At 64.6% G+C, this 14,854-nt stretch carries 15 protein-coding genes and 4 tRNA genes; 2 read left to right on the top strand and 17 right to left on the bottom strand.

All coding sequences use genetic code 11. The features are described from left to right. From IHE49_RS12910 to IHE49_RS12840, 15 genes are all read right to left on the bottom strand, one after another. The coding region (locus IHE49_RS12910) for a GTP-binding protein (protein ID WP_239536270.1) at positions 1–137 on the bottom strand (137 nt) is incomplete at its 3' end. Positions 138–198: 61 nt separating this feature from the next. Continuing rightward, positions 199–274 (bottom strand) — tRNA-Thr (locus IHE49_RS12905). A 23-nt stretch (positions 275–297) separates the two neighbouring features. Then, positions 298–371 (bottom strand) — tRNA-Gly (locus tag IHE49_RS12900). Between the two features lie 75 nt (positions 372–446). Beyond that, positions 447–532 (bottom strand) — tRNA-Tyr (locus IHE49_RS12895). Between the two features lie 81 nt (positions 533–613). Then, complete coding sequence (locus IHE49_RS12890) at positions 614–1,114, bottom strand: acyl-CoA thioesterase (protein ID WP_192158503.1); 501 nt, start codon at positions 1,112–1,114, stop codon at positions 614–616. A gap of 52 nt (positions 1,115–1,166) precedes the next feature. Further along, positions 1,167–1,646 carry a GNAT family N-acetyltransferase gene (locus IHE49_RS12885; RefSeq protein WP_192158528.1) on the bottom strand — a complete coding sequence of 160 codons (480 nt, stop codon included), beginning with the start codon at positions 1,644–1,646 and terminating at the stop codon, positions 1,167–1,169. A gap of 80 nt (positions 1,647–1,726) precedes the next feature. Next, positions 1,727–2,815 carry a redox-regulated ATPase YchF gene (ychF, locus tag IHE49_RS12880; protein WP_192158501.1) on the bottom strand — a complete coding sequence of 363 codons (1,089 nt, stop codon included), beginning with the start codon at positions 2,813–2,815 and terminating at the stop codon, positions 1,727–1,729. A 68-nt stretch (positions 2,816–2,883) separates the two neighbouring features. After that, the gene (gene pth / locus IHE49_RS12875) at positions 2,884–3,468 is read right to left on the bottom strand and encodes an aminoacyl-tRNA hydrolase (protein WP_192158526.1); all 585 of its coding nucleotides are present in this window, start codon (positions 3,466–3,468) and stop codon (positions 2,884–2,886) included. A 54-nt stretch (positions 3,469–3,522) separates the two neighbouring features. Next, on the bottom strand, positions 3,523–4,185 hold the full coding sequence (locus tag IHE49_RS12870; RefSeq protein ID WP_192158499.1) for a 50S ribosomal protein L25/general stress protein Ctc: 663 nt from the start codon (positions 4,183–4,185) through the stop codon (positions 3,523–3,525). A gap of 144 nt (positions 4,186–4,329) precedes the next feature. Next, positions 4,330–5,271 carry a ribose-phosphate diphosphokinase gene (locus IHE49_RS12865; protein ID WP_192158524.1) on the bottom strand — a complete coding sequence of 314 codons (942 nt, stop codon included), beginning with the start codon at positions 5,269–5,271 and terminating at the stop codon, positions 4,330–4,332. A 218-nt stretch (positions 5,272–5,489) separates the two neighbouring features. Next, a tRNA-Gln gene (locus IHE49_RS12860) sits at positions 5,490–5,566 on the bottom strand. Positions 5,567–5,636: 70 nt separating this feature from the next. Next, the gene (gene ispE, locus IHE49_RS12855) at positions 5,637–7,037 is read right to left on the bottom strand and encodes a 4-(cytidine 5'-diphospho)-2-C-methyl-D-erythritol kinase (RefSeq protein WP_192158497.1); all 1,401 of its coding nucleotides are present in this window, start codon (positions 7,035–7,037) and stop codon (positions 5,637–5,639) included. 54 nt (positions 7,038–7,091) lie between these two features. Beyond that, on the bottom strand, positions 7,092–7,904 hold the full coding sequence (locus IHE49_RS18610) for a GGDEF domain-containing protein (protein WP_192158495.1): 813 nt from the start codon (positions 7,902–7,904) through the stop codon (positions 7,092–7,094). 414 nt (positions 7,905–8,318) lie between these two features. After that, positions 8,319–8,930, bottom strand: coding sequence for a lipoprotein insertase outer membrane protein LolB (gene lolB / locus IHE49_RS12845; protein WP_192158493.1), 612 nt, complete (start codon positions 8,928–8,930; stop codon positions 8,319–8,321). After that, positions 8,927–10,633, bottom strand: a complete 1,707-nt coding sequence (locus IHE49_RS12840; protein WP_225578422.1) for a tetratricopeptide repeat protein — start codon at positions 10,631–10,633, stop codon at positions 8,927–8,929. Before IHE49_RS12840 ends, lolB begins: the two co-directional genes overlap by 4 nt. Before the next feature lie 148 nt (positions 10,634–10,781). Between IHE49_RS12840 and hemA the strand changes: the two genes are divergently transcribed. Together hemA and prfA are read left to right on the top strand one after the other, a co-directional pair. Continuing rightward, a complete protein-coding gene (gene hemA, locus IHE49_RS12835; protein ID WP_192158488.1) occupies positions 10,782–12,053 on the top strand; it encodes a glutamyl-tRNA reductase in 1,272 nt (423 codons plus the stop codon). A gap of 92 nt (positions 12,054–12,145) precedes the next feature. Next, positions 12,146–13,225, top strand: a complete 1,080-nt coding sequence (gene prfA / locus IHE49_RS12830; protein ID WP_192158486.1) for a peptide chain release factor 1 — start codon at positions 12,146–12,148, stop codon at positions 13,223–13,225. Positions 13,226–13,315: 90 nt separating this feature from the next. Here the strand turns inward: prfA and IHE49_RS12825 are convergent, their stop codons facing one another. Both IHE49_RS12825 and IHE49_RS12820 read right to left on the bottom strand, forming a co-directional pair. Next, entirely contained in the window at positions 13,316–14,578 is a 1,263-nt protein-coding gene (locus IHE49_RS12825) for a hypothetical protein (RefSeq protein WP_192158483.1), read from the bottom strand. 3 nt (positions 14,579–14,581) lie between these two features. Beyond that, on the bottom strand, positions 14,582–14,782 hold the full coding sequence (locus tag IHE49_RS12820; protein ID WP_192158481.1) for a hypothetical protein: 201 nt from the start codon (positions 14,780–14,782) through the stop codon (positions 14,582–14,584). Positions 14,783–14,854: the final 72 nt, after the last annotated feature.

Raw genomic sequence — 14,854 nt, 5'->3', positions numbered from 1 at the left:
GCCTTGAATTCACCGCCAAAACGCTCCGCACCGACCTTCGTCAGCGCCGCCGTCAGCGTCGTCTTGCCGTGGTCCACGTGACCAATCGTGCCCACGTTCACGTGGGGCTTGGTGCGCTCGAACTTGCCCTTTGCCATGACCAGAATCCCGGTGGAGTCAGTGAGAGGAAAACCGCCCGGAACGGGCGAGCAACGATGATGGTGCTCATGACTGGAATCGAACCAGCGACCTCTTCCTTACCAAGGAAGTGCTCTACCGACTGAGCTACATGAGCAAGATTTCAAACGGCGGGATCAATGGAGCGGGAGACGGGAATCGAACCCGCACCATCAGCTTGGAAGGCTGAGGTTCTACCATTGAACTACTCCCGCCCTGCGCGGAACCCGTTGCCGAATCGACCAGGTCGACCCGGCGAACCAGTCCAATCGCAACCTGCGCGAATCGACTGGTGGAGGGAGGTGGATTCGAACCACCGAAGGCGTAAGCCAGCAGATTTACAGTCTGCCCCCGTTGGCCGCTTGGGTATCCCTCCAACAAAGAACGCGTATTGTGTGGATCGACCCGCCGACTGTCAACACCTGCGGCGCCTCGCAAACACATTGGCGCGACGATTTCAGCCCGGATTCTGCGCACCTTCGCCGGCCTGCACGTCGACCAGGCGCTCCATTTCGCGCGACAGCTCCTGCAACCGGCGCGCATGCGCCTGCAGCTGACGCTCGGCGGCGTCGCGTGGCTCCCAGCTCGGCACCGGCGTGGGCTTGCCGTCCGGGGCATCCAGCGCCACGAATACCATCACGCAACTGGTCGCCAGTCGCTGCTCGTTCTTGCGAAGGTCGCTGGCCAGCACATCCACCGCCAGATGCATGCTGGAAGTGCCGGTATGGATCAGCCTGGCTCGTACCGTGACCACATCACCGATCAGGATCGGCGCCACGAATTGGATGCCGCTGACCGAAACCGTGACGCAATACGCCCCACTCCACGCCACCGCGCAGGCGTAGCCTGCCTGGTCGATCCACTTCATCGCCATGCCGCCATGCACCTTGCCGCCGAAGTTGACGTCGGTGGGCTGGGCGAGGAAACGGAAAGTGACTTCGTGCTGCTGGCCTGGCATGCGCGCTCCGATCATCACGGCGGAAAAACCCGCATTATGCCCGCTGGACGCGCTACTGGACGCGCTCCAGCGCCATCGGCGTGGTGAGCACGCCGTTCGGCGACAGGCGTTCCGGCCCGGTGGCCACGAACCCCAGCCGCCGGTACGCCGGAACCGCACAGCGCGACGCGTTGAGCGTGAAGCGGTGCGTGCCGGCGCGGCGCACGGCATCGGCCATCGTGCGCAGCCACAGGCGTCGTGCAATGCCACGACCTTGATAACGGGTACTGACAAAAAGCTGGGTAAGGTGGCTGTCGTCGCGCATCGTCGCCACGCCCACCAGGGTGCTGCCGAGCCAGGCAAGATGGAAGCGATGACCCTCGCTCATATGCATGCGCTGGATGGCCGTGCCTTGCCGCGACAGCAGCGCCAACCCGGCTTCGTACGGCTGGTCGGGAAGGATCCAGCGTCGAGTCAAACGGCGCACCAGCGCGCCTACTGCACGCGCATCGTCCGGGCGTCCCAGCCGGATCCGCAATGCCGCCTTCGCCATATCCACCCCGCACCTCGCCGGACGGCGCGCATCCTTGCACGGAATGGAGGCGATTGGCGCGGCCGTGCGCGCGATCCGGCTCAGACGTTGAACAGGAAATGCAGCACGTCACCGTCCTTGACGACGTAATCCTTGCCTTCCTTGCGCAGGCGTCCCGCAGCAGCGGCGCCGGATTCGCCCTTGTACTGGATGAAATCGTCGTAGGAGACGGTTTCTGCACGGATGAAACCGCGCTCGAAGTCGGTGTGGATCACTCCGGCGGCCTGCGGCGCGGTGTAGCCGCGCTTGATGGTCCAGGCGCGGACTTCCTTCACGCCGGCGGTGAAGTAGGTCTGCAGGTCGAGCAGCTTGTAGCCGGCGCGGATCACACGGTTGAGACCCGGTTCGTCCAGGCCCAGGTCCTTGAGGAACTCGTCGCGGTCGGCGTCGTCGAGCTGGGCCAGCTCTTCCTCAATGGCGGCGCACACCGGCACCACCTCGGCACCTTCCTCGACGGCGCGGGCGCGCACGGCGTCAAGATGAGGATTGTTCTCGAAGCCGTCTTCCAGCACGTTGGCGATGTACATCAGCGGCTTCAGCGTGAGCAGGAACAGGTCGCGCACCAGCACCTTTTCCTCGTCGTCCAGCTTCACGCTGCGCGCCGACTTGCCATCGTTGAGCGCGGCGGCAAGTTTTTGCAGCACCGGCTTCTTCGCCAGCGCTTCCTTGTCGTTGGCCTTGGCCGCGCGCTCGGCGCGATTCAGTGCCTTCTCCACCGACTCCAGGTCGGCCAGCGCCAGCTCGGTGTCGATGGTTTCGATGTCGGCGATGGGATCGACCTTGCCGGCCACGTGAATCACGTCACCCTCGAAGCAGCGCACCACATGGGCGATCGCATCCACCTCGCGGATGTGCGCGAGGAATTTGTTGCCGAGGCCCTCGCCCTTCGATGCGCCGGCAACGAGGCCCGCGATGTCGACGAATTCGACCGCCGTCGGAATCACCTTCTGCGGGTTGACGATGGCCGCCAGCGCATTGAGCCTGGGATCGGGCACCGGCACCACGCCCACGTTGGGCTCGATGGTGCAGAACGGGAAGTTCGCCGCGGCGATGCCGGCCTTGGTCAGCGCGTTGAACAGGGTGGATTTGCCGACATTGGGCAGGCCGACGATGCCGCATTTGATGCCCATGGAAAACTCCGAAAGCGTTTGTGCCGTTGCAGGCGCCGCTCCGCGAAAACGGCAGCGATACCCGGAAACTATTTGCCAGCGACGGTATGCAACCGCTGCATGGCCTTGTCGAACTGCCCCTCGACCGCCAGCGGCAGCACGTCCAGCGCGCGCGCGATGCCGTCGAGGATGGCGTCTTCGTCCTGCACCGAGGGGCGACCGAGCACCCAGGGCGTGACCCTGTCCTTGTGACCCGGATGACCGATGCCGATGCGCAGGCGATGGAACTTGGCATGGCCGAGATGGGCCACGATGTCGCGCAAACCGTTCTGACCGCCGTGGCCGCCGTCGAACTTCATCCGCACGGTGCCGGCGTCGAGATCCAGCTCGTCGTGCGCCACCAGGCACTCGTCCGGCTCGATCTTGTAGTAGCGCAGCGCGGAAGCCACCGCGATGCCGCTCTTGTTCATGAAAGTGGCGGGCTTGAGCAGCCACACCGGCTCGCCGCCGATGCGCAGCTTGCAGGTCTCGCCGTGCAGCTTGCCGTCGAAACCCCAGCGCTCGCCCTGCCCCGCCGCGAGGGCGTCCACAAACCAGAACCCGGCGTTGTGCCGGGTTCGGAGGTATTCGGCACCGGGATTGCCCAGCCCGACGATGAGTCGCAGACCCGCCATGACGGCAAGCAAGCGCACGCACCCCGCGCCCGATGGGACGCGGGGTGCCGCGGCTTACTTCTTGTCCTTGGCCGGAGCGGCAGGCTTGGCCTCGGCAGCCGGAGCGGCCTCGGCGGCCGGCGCTTCCTCGACTTCTTCCTTCACCGCGTTCGCAGTGACCACCGTGGTGTCATGGTCGGCACCCAGGTGCAGCGCGACGATCTCCACGCCCTTCGGCAGCTTCAGCTGCGACAGGTGGATGATGTCGCCCGGCTTCAGGTCGGCCAGGTCGAGTTCGATGAACTCCGGCAGATCCTTCGGCAGGCAGGAGATTTCCACTTCCGTCAGGTTGTGCGAGATCACCACGCCGGAGGTCTTGGCGGCGGCGGACTTTTCCTGGTTGAGGAAGTGCAGCGGCACGTTCACGCGGATGGCGTGCTTCTCGTCGATGCGTAGGAAGTCCATGTGCATCATCTGCTGCTTGAACGGGTGCTTCTGCCAGTCGCGCACCAGCACCTTCTGCACCTTGCCGTCGACGCTCAGGTCGAGCACGGAGGAGAAGAACCACTCGTGCTTGGCGGCGAGCAGGATGGTGTTGTGCTCGATCTGGATGCTCTGCGGGGGCTGGCCTGCGCCATAGATGACGGCCGGCACGTAGGCCGCACGACGCAGGCGGCGGCTCGCACCTTTCCCCTCGTCCTTGCGGCTCTCGGCCTTGATTTCATGAGTCTGTGCCATTTCGGTACTACCTTGATTTGGGAAGCCGCCTCGCGGCGGCAGTTCGACTTTTCCGCGACCAGAAAAGTCCGTCACTTCTACGCGGCGTCCTGCCGCGAAAAGCCAAACATCAAAACCGCTCATCCTGAGCGGACCAGCAAATTCTCAATCGACGTACAGCGAACTCACCGACTCGCCGAAGGCGATGCGGCGGATCGTTTCGGCCAGCAGCTCGGCCACCGACAACACGCGGATCTTCGCATTGGCCTTCGCCTCCGCGCTCAGCGGCAGCGTATTGGTGACCACCAGCTGGTCGAGCTGGGAGTTCTCCAGGTTGGTCATCGCCGCGCCGGAAAGCACCGGGTGCACGCAATAGGCCACCACCTTCTTCGCACCGCGCTCCTTCAACGCAGCCGCCGCGGCGCACAGCGTGCCGGCGGTATCGACGATGTCGTCCACCATCACGCAGGTCTTGCCCGCTACGTCGCCGATGATGTTCATCACCGTGGCCACGTTGGCCTTGGGACGACGCTTGTCGATGATCGCCAGGTCGGCGTCGTCCAGGCGCTTGGCCAGCGCACGGGCGCGCACCACACCGCCCACGTCCGGGCTCACGACGATCAGGTCGTCCATGCTGTGGTTGCGCCAGATGTCGGCCAGCAGCACCGGCGAGGCGTAGACGTTGTCCACCGGGATGTCGAAGAAACCCTGGATCTGCTCGGCGTGCAGGTCCACCGTGACCACGCGGTCGATGCCGGCGGTGCCGATCATCTTGGCCACCAGTTTCGCCGTGATCGGCACGCGCGCCGAACGCGGCCGGCGATCCTGCCGCGCATAGCCGAAGTACGGAACCACCGCAGTCACGCGGGCGGCGGAGGCGCGCTTCAGCGCATCGGCCAGCGCCAGCAGCTCGACCAGGTTCTTCGCGCTCGGCGCACCCGTGGGCTGCAGCACGAACACTTCCTGGTTGCGCACGTTCTCCTCGATCTCGATCTGCACCTCGCCGTCGCTGAAGGTGCTGACCAGGGCCTTGCCCAACGGCACGCCCAGTCGGTGGGCGACATCCTCGGCAAGCTGCGGGTGCGCCTTGCCGGCAAACAGCATCATCGGGCTGGACCTGTCCACGCGTGCATTCCTCGAAAATGCTGCAAAGTGCAGAGAGCTTGGGTGGTGAAAACATTCAAGGCCGAAAACTCGCCGTGCGAGGGCAGATTGTCCTCGGTTCGCCGGCCCGTGGCGGTTCCATGGACCGGGAAACGTCGTAAACATCTACCGCACGGCGGGCTCTCCAGCCCGGACGATTTCCGCCACCCAAGCTCTCTGAGTGGCTGGGGCGGCAGGATTCGAACCTGCGTATGCGGGAATCAAAATCCCGTGCCTTAACCAGCTTGGCGACGCCCCATCATGGATACCGAAAGGCAGCCTTCGTGGCTGCCCCTCGGGTCGCGAACCATCCCTGACTCGCTTGTAGTTCAACCCGCCGCTTCCGGCTGGTTCGAGCCGCCTTCATGGCGCCCCAATGCTTCATGCAAGGACGAAACCGCGACGCCGGTGGCCACGTGGGCCGTGAACGCAGCGGGGCAACGATCCGCGATGGCCTGCGCCTGTTCCCGCGAGCGCAGCTCCAGGAACACGCAACCACCGCTGCCGGAAAGCCTTGCCGCACCGTGGCGGCCCAGCCAGTCCAGCGCCGCCGCCACGCGCGGATGGCGCTCGCGCACCACCGGTGTGAAGGCGTTTTCCGTCGTTTCGCCCGAAACAAAGGACGAAATTGTCGCCCGGGGCGCATTTCGTGTCAATTCAGGCGCTTGAAACAGCGCGGCGGTAGGCACGTGCTCGTGGGGATCGAGCACCACGTAATGTCGCCGCGGCAGTGCCAGCGAAGTGAGCCGCTCGCCTACGCCCTCGGCCCAGGCCGAACGGCCGCGCACGAATACCGGCACATCGGCGCCCAGCTGCCGACCCAGTTCCGCCAGCGCGTCTTCATCCAGTCCGCAACCCCAGAGATGGTTCAGCGCCACCAGCACAGTGGCTGCATCCGAGCTGCCGCCGCCAAGGCCGCCGCCCATCGGAATACGTTTTTCCACCTCGATGTCGACGCCGCGCACACCACCCCCATGCTCGCGCAGCAGCCGCGCGGCGCGCACCACCAGGTCGTCCTGTTCGGGCACGCCGGGCACGTCGGTGAGGCGCCGGATCGCATCATCTGCACGCACGCGCAAACGCAGTTCGTCGCCCCAGTCGAGCAGGCGGAATACGGTTTGCAACTCATGGTAACCATCGGCGCGGCGGCCGGTGATGCGCAGGAACAGATTGAGCTTGGCGGGTGCCGGCCAGCGCGTCCAGCCGTCCGGGGAAGCGCGCAGGCGACGGCGCATGAAGACACGCAGGTGCATGGGAAAGCCGCGTTCGCGGTCGTGCGCCTGGTGTGCCGCCAGCGCCGGCGTGTATTGCTTCGGATCGATAGCCTCGAAACCGTGACGGGCGTAGAACGGCGCATTCCACGGTACGTCCGAGAGCGTGCCCAGCACCACCGACGGATAACCCGACTCGGCCGCCCACGCGCAGGCGTGTTCCAGCAGCGCTGCACCGATGCCGCGCCGTCCATGGTTGGGCAGCACGTCGATCTCGGCGATGGCCGCTTCGCCGTCCTCGATCGCCACGCCCACGAAGCCCACGACCTGATCCCCAACGTCCAGCGCCACCCACACGCGCGCCGCGCTTATCGCCTCGACCAATGCCTGTGCGTCCATGGGTGCGGCGGCATAGGACGGCCACGCGGCATGGCCGCGGAACAGTTCCTGCGCTGCGCGCTCGATGCCGCGGAGATCGTCAACCTGCGCCAGCCGGGCGCGCTCGATGCGGAATGACATGGGCCGATGGATTCCAGGGAGCCCTCTAGCTTAACCGCCGCGCCGGCGCACGGATCACAGATGCCGCCGGATAGCACCCGACGCCGCCTCGACCGGCACGTCGGCAGCGACCCGATTGCGACCACCCTGCTTGGCGGCGTAGAGCGCCGCGTCCGCGCGCGCGAACAGCTCGTCGGGGTGATAGCCGTGATCCGGATCCGCCTGCGCCACTCCAAGACTGAGGGTGAGGTCGGGAATCGGCGGCTCGGCCAGGGGCGCCCGCGCGGCAACGGCGGCGCGCAACTGTTCGGCCAGCGCCATGGCGTGCGCGACGTGGTGCCCGGCGCAGGCGATCATGAACTCGTCGCCGCCGAAGCGGCCGAATAGATCGTCGCTCACCAGATGCTCGCGCACCACACCGACCACCAGGGCCAGTGCTGCATCGCCGACCAGATGGCCGTGGCTGTCGTTGATCGCCTTGAAGTGATCGAGGTCGAACACGATCAGGCTTAGCGGCTGGTTGTACTTCGCCAGATGATCGATGCGCTCGCGCAGTTCCGCAGCGAACGCCTGCCGGTTCAGCGTGCCGGTGAGGGGGTCGTGCATCGACAACTGCTGCAACTGCTCGGACTTCTGCCGCAAATGACTGTGTGCCGACTTCAGGAAACGCTGCTGGCGCACCAGCCGCTCGGCCTCCGCGTGCAGCTGCCGCGACCGGCGCAACGACGCCCACCAGGCCAGCAGCGCACCGGCCAGCGCGAGCAACAACAGCCACGGCAGCGGTCGCTGCGATGGATTCGCCGGAACTTCGGCGTGGATCGGCGTCGGCGCGACCTGCGCCGGGACTGTCGCCGGAACCGCTTCGGCATGGGCCGCAGGCGTCGACACGGGCACTGCTGGCATTGCGGCATCGGCTGTCGCCTGCGGGCTTGCCGTCGTTGCCGACGTAGGCAGCAAGGGCGCGGGCGTGCTCGCCTGAACCGACTCAATCCGCGGAAGCGGAGGAGGAGGTGGCGGTGGCCGCGGACCTGGCGGCGACGTGCCGGGTGGCGGGGGTCGTAACGGCATGCCAGGCGGCGGCGGCCCATCGCCCGGCCGCTGCTGCGCGCCGACGGCGGTCGCCAGCCCCAGCATCAGGGACATGGCAGCCCCAATGGCACCTCGTCGAAATGCAGCCACGTCCACCCTTCCCCATGCGTGCCCCGGCGCACTCTAGCGAGTCGGATGCGTGCGGTCACTCCTGCAGCGATCTCTCCGCCCAGGACCATGGCGCCAGCGATCGGATCCGGCGCGACTGTCCGCTCAACGCAGACTCCATGTCTCGATCGACAGCCGCACCTTGTACGGCGGCCGCGCGGCAAAGACGGTGGTAGGCAATGGAGGTTGGCGCGTGGTGTCCCAGGTTCGGTAGTCCACCGACCAGCCATCCTGCGTGAGCAACGATGGCAGCCGGTTGTCGCCGAACGCCAGCTCGGCCGGGCCGCTGTCGGCACGCAGGCCCAGCACCCAGGCACGCAAATCGTGCAGCGGCACGGTCCAGCCCAATGCGCGCTGCATCAGCGCCTCCGCGTCCGGACCGTGCAGCGGACCGCCGTTCACTCCTTCCAAAGTGGCGCCATCGGGACCGCCACTGAGGCGGAAGTCCGCGCCGCTGAGCGCCGGTCCATGCAGCACGAATTCGTAGCGATCGCCGTCCTGTGTCCAGGTGAGGCTACCGCTGCCACCGGCATGGCCATCGGAAACGCCCAACCGCCCCTGCAGCGTCCAGTGGTCGGTACGCGCCAGCGCCTGCTCGCGCGCGACCTGCGCATTCAGCAAACCCGCGTCGCCCTTGATACGCGTCGCCTGCTGTGGCACGCAGGCGGCGAGCAGCAGCGGCACGGCCACCGCGAGAAATCGGAAATGACGCTTCATGGATTCAACCGCTTGAGGGTGCTCTGCAGGCTGGCATTGTGCGGGTCGAGCTTGCGCACGGCATCGAACACCTGCTGCGCGCCCCGGTGATCGCCCTGTTCCCACAGCACCTCGCCGAGGTGCACGCCGATGTCGCCATCCTTGCCGGCTTGCCATGCGCTGCGCAGCGATTGCACCGCCTGATCAAGATGGCCCAGCCGGTACTGCACCCAGCCCCACGAATCCGCGATGGCCGGATCGTTCGGCCGCGCCGCCCGCGCCCTGCCGATCAACTGCTCAGCCTCCGGCAGGTCGCGGTTGGCGTCGGCCAGGGTGAAGCCCAGCGCATTGCTGGCGTCGATGTCGTCGGGCTTGAGCTTGAGCAGGCTGCGGAAATCCCGCACGGCGGGGTCGACCTGCCCCGCGCTGGCATAAGCCAGCCCGCGGCCATACAGCAGCCCCGGGTCGTTCGGCACCACTTGCAGCGCGCGGGTGAAGGCACTGATGGCCTGCGGATAGTTCTGCTCCTGCATGTAGATTTCGGCGTCGAGCTGCCACGCCTGGCGCAGCTGGTTCGGCTGGTCGAGATAGTCCATTTCCATCTGGCCGAGCAGTTCGTGCGCGTCGGTGCTCTTGCCTTGCGCCTGCAGCAACACGGCGCTGCGCAGATCGGCGTCGAAGGCATGCGGATCGTCGTCGCCGACCTGGTCGTACCAGGCCAGGGCTTCGGCGTCGCGATGCTGCATTTCCGCCAGCTGACCGAGCAGGAAGGCGTTTTGTGCGCGCACGCCGGGCGCAGCCTGCTGCAACTGGCGATACAGCGCGGAAAGCGCCTTGCTGTCCTTGTCGTGCACGGCGAGCGCAGCACGCAACTGGTAGGTGTCGGCGTCCTGCGGGCCATGATCCAGCAGTTTCATGGCCGCCGCATCATCGCCCGACTGGCTGAGTAGGCTGGCGTAGACAAGGCGCAGACGCACGTTGTCCGGCGACTTGGCAGTCGCCTGTTGCAGCAACGCGAACGCTCCCTTCGTATCGCCGTTGCCGGCCTTCATCTGCGCCGACCACACATAAACCTCGGCGTTGCCCGGGAAGCGGACGATGGCGGCATCCGCAACCCGCTGTGCGTAGGCATGCCGGCCCAGCTTGTCGCCCAGCTCGCTCATCGCCAGCCAAGCCTGCGGATCGGCAGGCAGGCGTTGCGGCGTGGCCAGCGTTTCCAGCAGTTGCGCGGCCTGCGCCTGGTCGCGTGCGGCCACCAGCACTTGGCCGAAGTCGCGCCAGGCATTCTTGTCGTGGCTGTCGGTGAGGATCTGCAACTGGTGCTGCGCCTCGGGCGTATCGCCGTGATCAAGCGCAAGCTGCGCGCGCGCCTGCGCCATCGGTGCCGGCTTGGCGCCCAGCGACTGCCAGCGGGCCAGCGCGCGGCTGGCCGCGTCATCGTCGTGCACCGCGATCGCCAGCATCGCCGCGCGCTCGGCCACCTCGGGGTCGTTGCTGATCGCCATCGCCTTGCCGTAGTGCAAAGCGGCAGACTTCAGGTCGGTACGGCCCAATGCCATCTCGCCGGCCATAAGCTGCGCGAGCAGGTCGTGGTCCGCATCCGGCGTCGCCACCACCATGTGCGCCAACGGCTGAGGGGCGGCCGCAGGCGCAGGCCTGAGGGGTGCCTGCGCGCAGGCGGCCAGCCCGAGCATCAGCGTGGCGGCTGCCGTAAAATGCCGCATCTGCTTGAATCCGCAACGCCCGCTTCGCACACTGACCATCGTCTGTCCGTCACGTCTGCACACATGCCACACCGTGTCCGAATCCACGGCGCCTCGACGACAAGCTTAGCCTACGCCGCCTGATCCACGCCGGGACTCTCGTTACCTCATGCCGCTGATCGCCCTCGGGCTCAACCACCTTACCGCGCCGGTATCCCTGCGCGAGCAGGTGGCGTTCGACCCCGATTCCGCCCTCGCTGCCCTGCACGAACTGCAGCGAGAGCCTGGCGTGGAGGAGGCATTGATCCTGTCGACCTGCAACCGCACCGAGCTGTACGTGAGCGTGGCCGCCGGTGCCGAACAATTGCCGCAGGCATGGTTGAGCCGCCACCATCAGCTGACTCCCGGCAAGCTGGATGAGTTCCTTTATCGCCACGACGAACAGGCCGCCGCGCGCCACTTGTTCCGCGTCGCCACCGGCCTCGATTCGATGGTGCTGGGCGAGCCGCAGATACTCGGCCAGGTGAAGGATGCCTACCAGCTGGCGCGTGAGGCGAACGCGTTGAAGGCGCCGCTGGATCGCCTGCTGCAGCACACCTTCGCCGTGGCCAAGCGCGTGCGCACCGAAACCCGCATCGGCGCACACACCGTGTCGGTGGCGTTCACCGCGGTGCGCCTTGCCGAACAGGTGTTCGCCGACCTGCGCGAAGCCTGCGTGCTGCTGATCGGTGCAGGCGACACCGTCGAGCTGGCCGCGCGCCATCTTGCCGACAAGCGGGCGCGCCGATTGATCGTGGCCAACCGCACCCTGGAAACCGCGCAGGATCTCGCCCAACGCTACGGCGGCTACGCGATCGCGCTGGCCGACCTGCCGCAGCACCTGGCCGAAGCCGACATCGTGATTTCCTCCACGGCGGCCCGTACGCCCGTCGTCACTCGTGCGATGGTGGAAAAGGCCCTCGCCACGCGCCGACGCAAGCCGATGTTCATGGTGGACATCGCGGTGCCACGGGACATCGAACCGGCTGTAGCCGAACTGCCCGACGTCTACCTCTACGCCATCGACGACCTGCAGCAGGTGATCGACGACAACCGTCGTTCGCGCGCCGCCGCCGCCCGCGAGGCGGACGCCATCATCGACCTGCAGGTGGATCGCTACATGGCCTGGCGCCGCGCCCTCGGCGTGCGCAACCCCGCGCTCGACCTGCGCCAGCACGCCGAGACGCAGCGCGACGAGGTGCTGGAGAAGGCCCGCGCCATGCTCGCACGCGGCAAGTCGCCCGAAGAGGCGCTGGGCTTCCTCGCCCACACGCTCACCAACAAGCTGCTGCACCATCCCAGTGCGCGCTTGCGCGAAGCGGCGCTTTCGGGCGACCTTGATCTGCTGCATGCGGCGGGTCGGCTGTACGACCTCGATCCGCAAGACCCCGACCTGTTGTAGAACGCACCCTGTGAGCGAATGCCTTGCGCTTCGACCGAAGCCAGGAGCAATCGCGCACAGGGTGCGCTCCTGCACACGCAACCGACGATGCCATGACGCCTTCCATCCGCCGCAAACTCGAAACCCTCGCCGAACGCCATGAGGAAATCGGCCTGCTGCTGGCCCAGCCCGACGTGCTGGCCGACGGCACGCGCTTCCGCGAGTTGTCGCGCGAATACGCGCAGTTGGAGCCCGTCGCCGGCGCACTGCGCGAGCACGAATCCACCACGCGCGAACTCGTCGATGCACGCGCGATGCTGGACGATCCCGAGCTCGCCGAGATGGCTGCCGACGACATCGCACGACTGCAAGCGCGCCTCGTCGAGCTCGACGGCGAACTGCAGATCCTGCTGCTGCCGAAGGACCCGCGCGACGAGGCCAACCTCTACCTCGAGGTGCGCGCCGGCACCGGTGGCGACGAAGCGGCGATCTTCGCCGGCGACCTGTTCCGCATGTACGCGCGTTACGCCGAACGCCGGCGCTGGCAGGTGGAAATCCTCAGCGAGAGCCACGGCGAGCATGGCGGCTACAAGGAGATCGTGGCACGCGTCGAGGGCAAGGGCGCGTACTCGCGGCTGAAGTTCGAATCGGGCACGCACCGCGTACAGCGCGTGCCGGAAACCGAGTCGCAGGGACGCATCCACACCTCGGCGGCCACGGTGGCGATCCTGCCCGAGCTGGACGAGATCGACGCCATCGAGATCAACCCCGCCGACCTCAAGATCGACACGTTCCGTGCCTCGGGAGCGGGCGGCCAGCACGTCAACAAGACCGACTCGGCCATCCGCATCACCCACCTGCCCAGCGGCACCGTGGTCGAGTGCCAGGACGAGCGCAGCCAGCACAAGAACCGCGCCCGTGCGATGAGCCTGCTGCGGGCCCGCCTGCTGGACGAGGCGCAGTCCAAGCAGACCGCGGCCCAGGCGCAGGAGCGCCGCCTGCAGGTGGGTTCCGGCGATCGCAGCCAGCGCATCCGCACCTACAACTTCCCGCAGGGCCGCATCACCGACCACCGCGTCAACCTCACGCTTTACCGCCTGCCGGAAATCATCCAGGGCGACCTGGACGAACTGGTCGATACCCTGACCCGCGAGAACCAGGCCGACCAGTTGCAGGCCCTGGGACAGGGCTGAACTTTTTAGGGGCACCTGTACACGGCGGACTTGGCTCCAAAAGCTACTACGCACCGGCGCGCGCGCAACGAAAGTAAACTTAAGACATTATTAATAATCCATAGGGATCGGAATGGCAGCCTTTATTGTCGTTCCGGCACCCGTCCATTTTACTTTGCAAGATTTGACGAAATTAATTGCGGCAGCATCAACTTCAGGGATACCAGTTGACGACACCAAACTAACCTCATCAAAACCAGGAGAACCGCCATCCACAGTGGATCCAAACGTTACACTTGCAAGCAACGCCCCATGCATTTCTGGACTTGCAAAATTTCTTCCTTGACAATCAATCCAATTCCAAAGCATAGGCGTATCCGACATTCCCCAGAATTCTTGCGAATCGAGCTTGAAGAGTTCTCGTTCCTGCACCAACTTTTCTTTGGTGCGCGCGCATTGCGCATTGCTTGGAGCATTTTTGCAATTGAATTCACCAGACGCGAGACGAGCAGGGAGGCTTTTCATGAAAGCATCATATTCATCCTTCTTCGCCTGATGCGCATCCGTAGTCTGCCTTCTCATCGTATCGCAAACCGGGGCATCGTGTGTAGAAAGGAAATGGCCAAGCATCTTTGCCATTTGCAAACGTGCATTACCAATATCTTCGCACGCCTGTTTGATATCATCAGTCTGCGGCGCATCGGCGCCAAATAGTGCACTACATCCTGGATAGAGACTTTCTGTGTCGGCAAGGTTGCCATTCAGGTCAGTTTGAGTTTGTGAGTTACTATAGTCGTTGGCAACCGCTTGAATGCAATCCGCTCTCTCACCGGATGAGAGCCCAGCAGACGCGGATACTGCAGCACTGTCTCCGCTTGATGCGTTGACCGGCCGTTCGTCCGCACTTCCATTGCTATCATCTTTGATAGACGCAGTACATACTGGCGGAAGATCATTCTTCCGAACCTCTGGATGCTGTGTCCTTATTGAGACGCAGATTTCATCCGACATTGGCGTCGGGTCATTACTCATGAGAATCTGCTGACAATCGGAAGACACGGCTGAATGGAACATATTTAAGAATTTCTCTTTCGTCGAAGAGCCAATCTTCCCATAAAGATCGTTGATCTGAATCTTGCACTGATCCTCGAAATCATTGAGCTTCTGCGTCAGTACGTCATTCTCCTTCTTGGAGATTTCCGGAACGGTCGAAGCGACCGCTAGCGTTGCTTGGCTTGGCTGCTGTGGCAAACCTCCGTTGGAACAAGAAACCGTAGAAAGTGCAGTCAAGATTATCGTAAGCGTCAAAATCATTTTTTTCACAATGCACGCCCTCACCATGCCTGCTTTGAAGAAGAGTAAATCATGAGTCATGATTTACTTTTCGGTCGCGCCTTTCTTTTTCTCGGCGGCCAAAGAAGCTCGAAGCTCTTTCATTCGCGCATCCTTAATTTTGACTTTCGCTCTTTGTACTGCAATATCAGCTTTCAATTTCTCGTTCTCGGCAATGAGACGCTCTTCCCGAAGCGAATGATTTTTGTCGCCGAGCTTGCGTCCACCTGTTTTCTTAGTTTTCATGTGTTAGGCCCCCATTGATTAGTAATTTCCATATAAACACCCCCGTGTTTAGTGACGAATAAGTTGATTTCA

Source organism: Rhodanobacter sp. 7MK24, assembly GCF_014842995.1.
Taxonomy (GTDB): domain Bacteria; phylum Pseudomonadota; class Gammaproteobacteria; order Xanthomonadales; family Rhodanobacteraceae; genus Rhodanobacter_A.
This window is presented reverse-complemented; position numbering and strand designations above follow the sequence as displayed.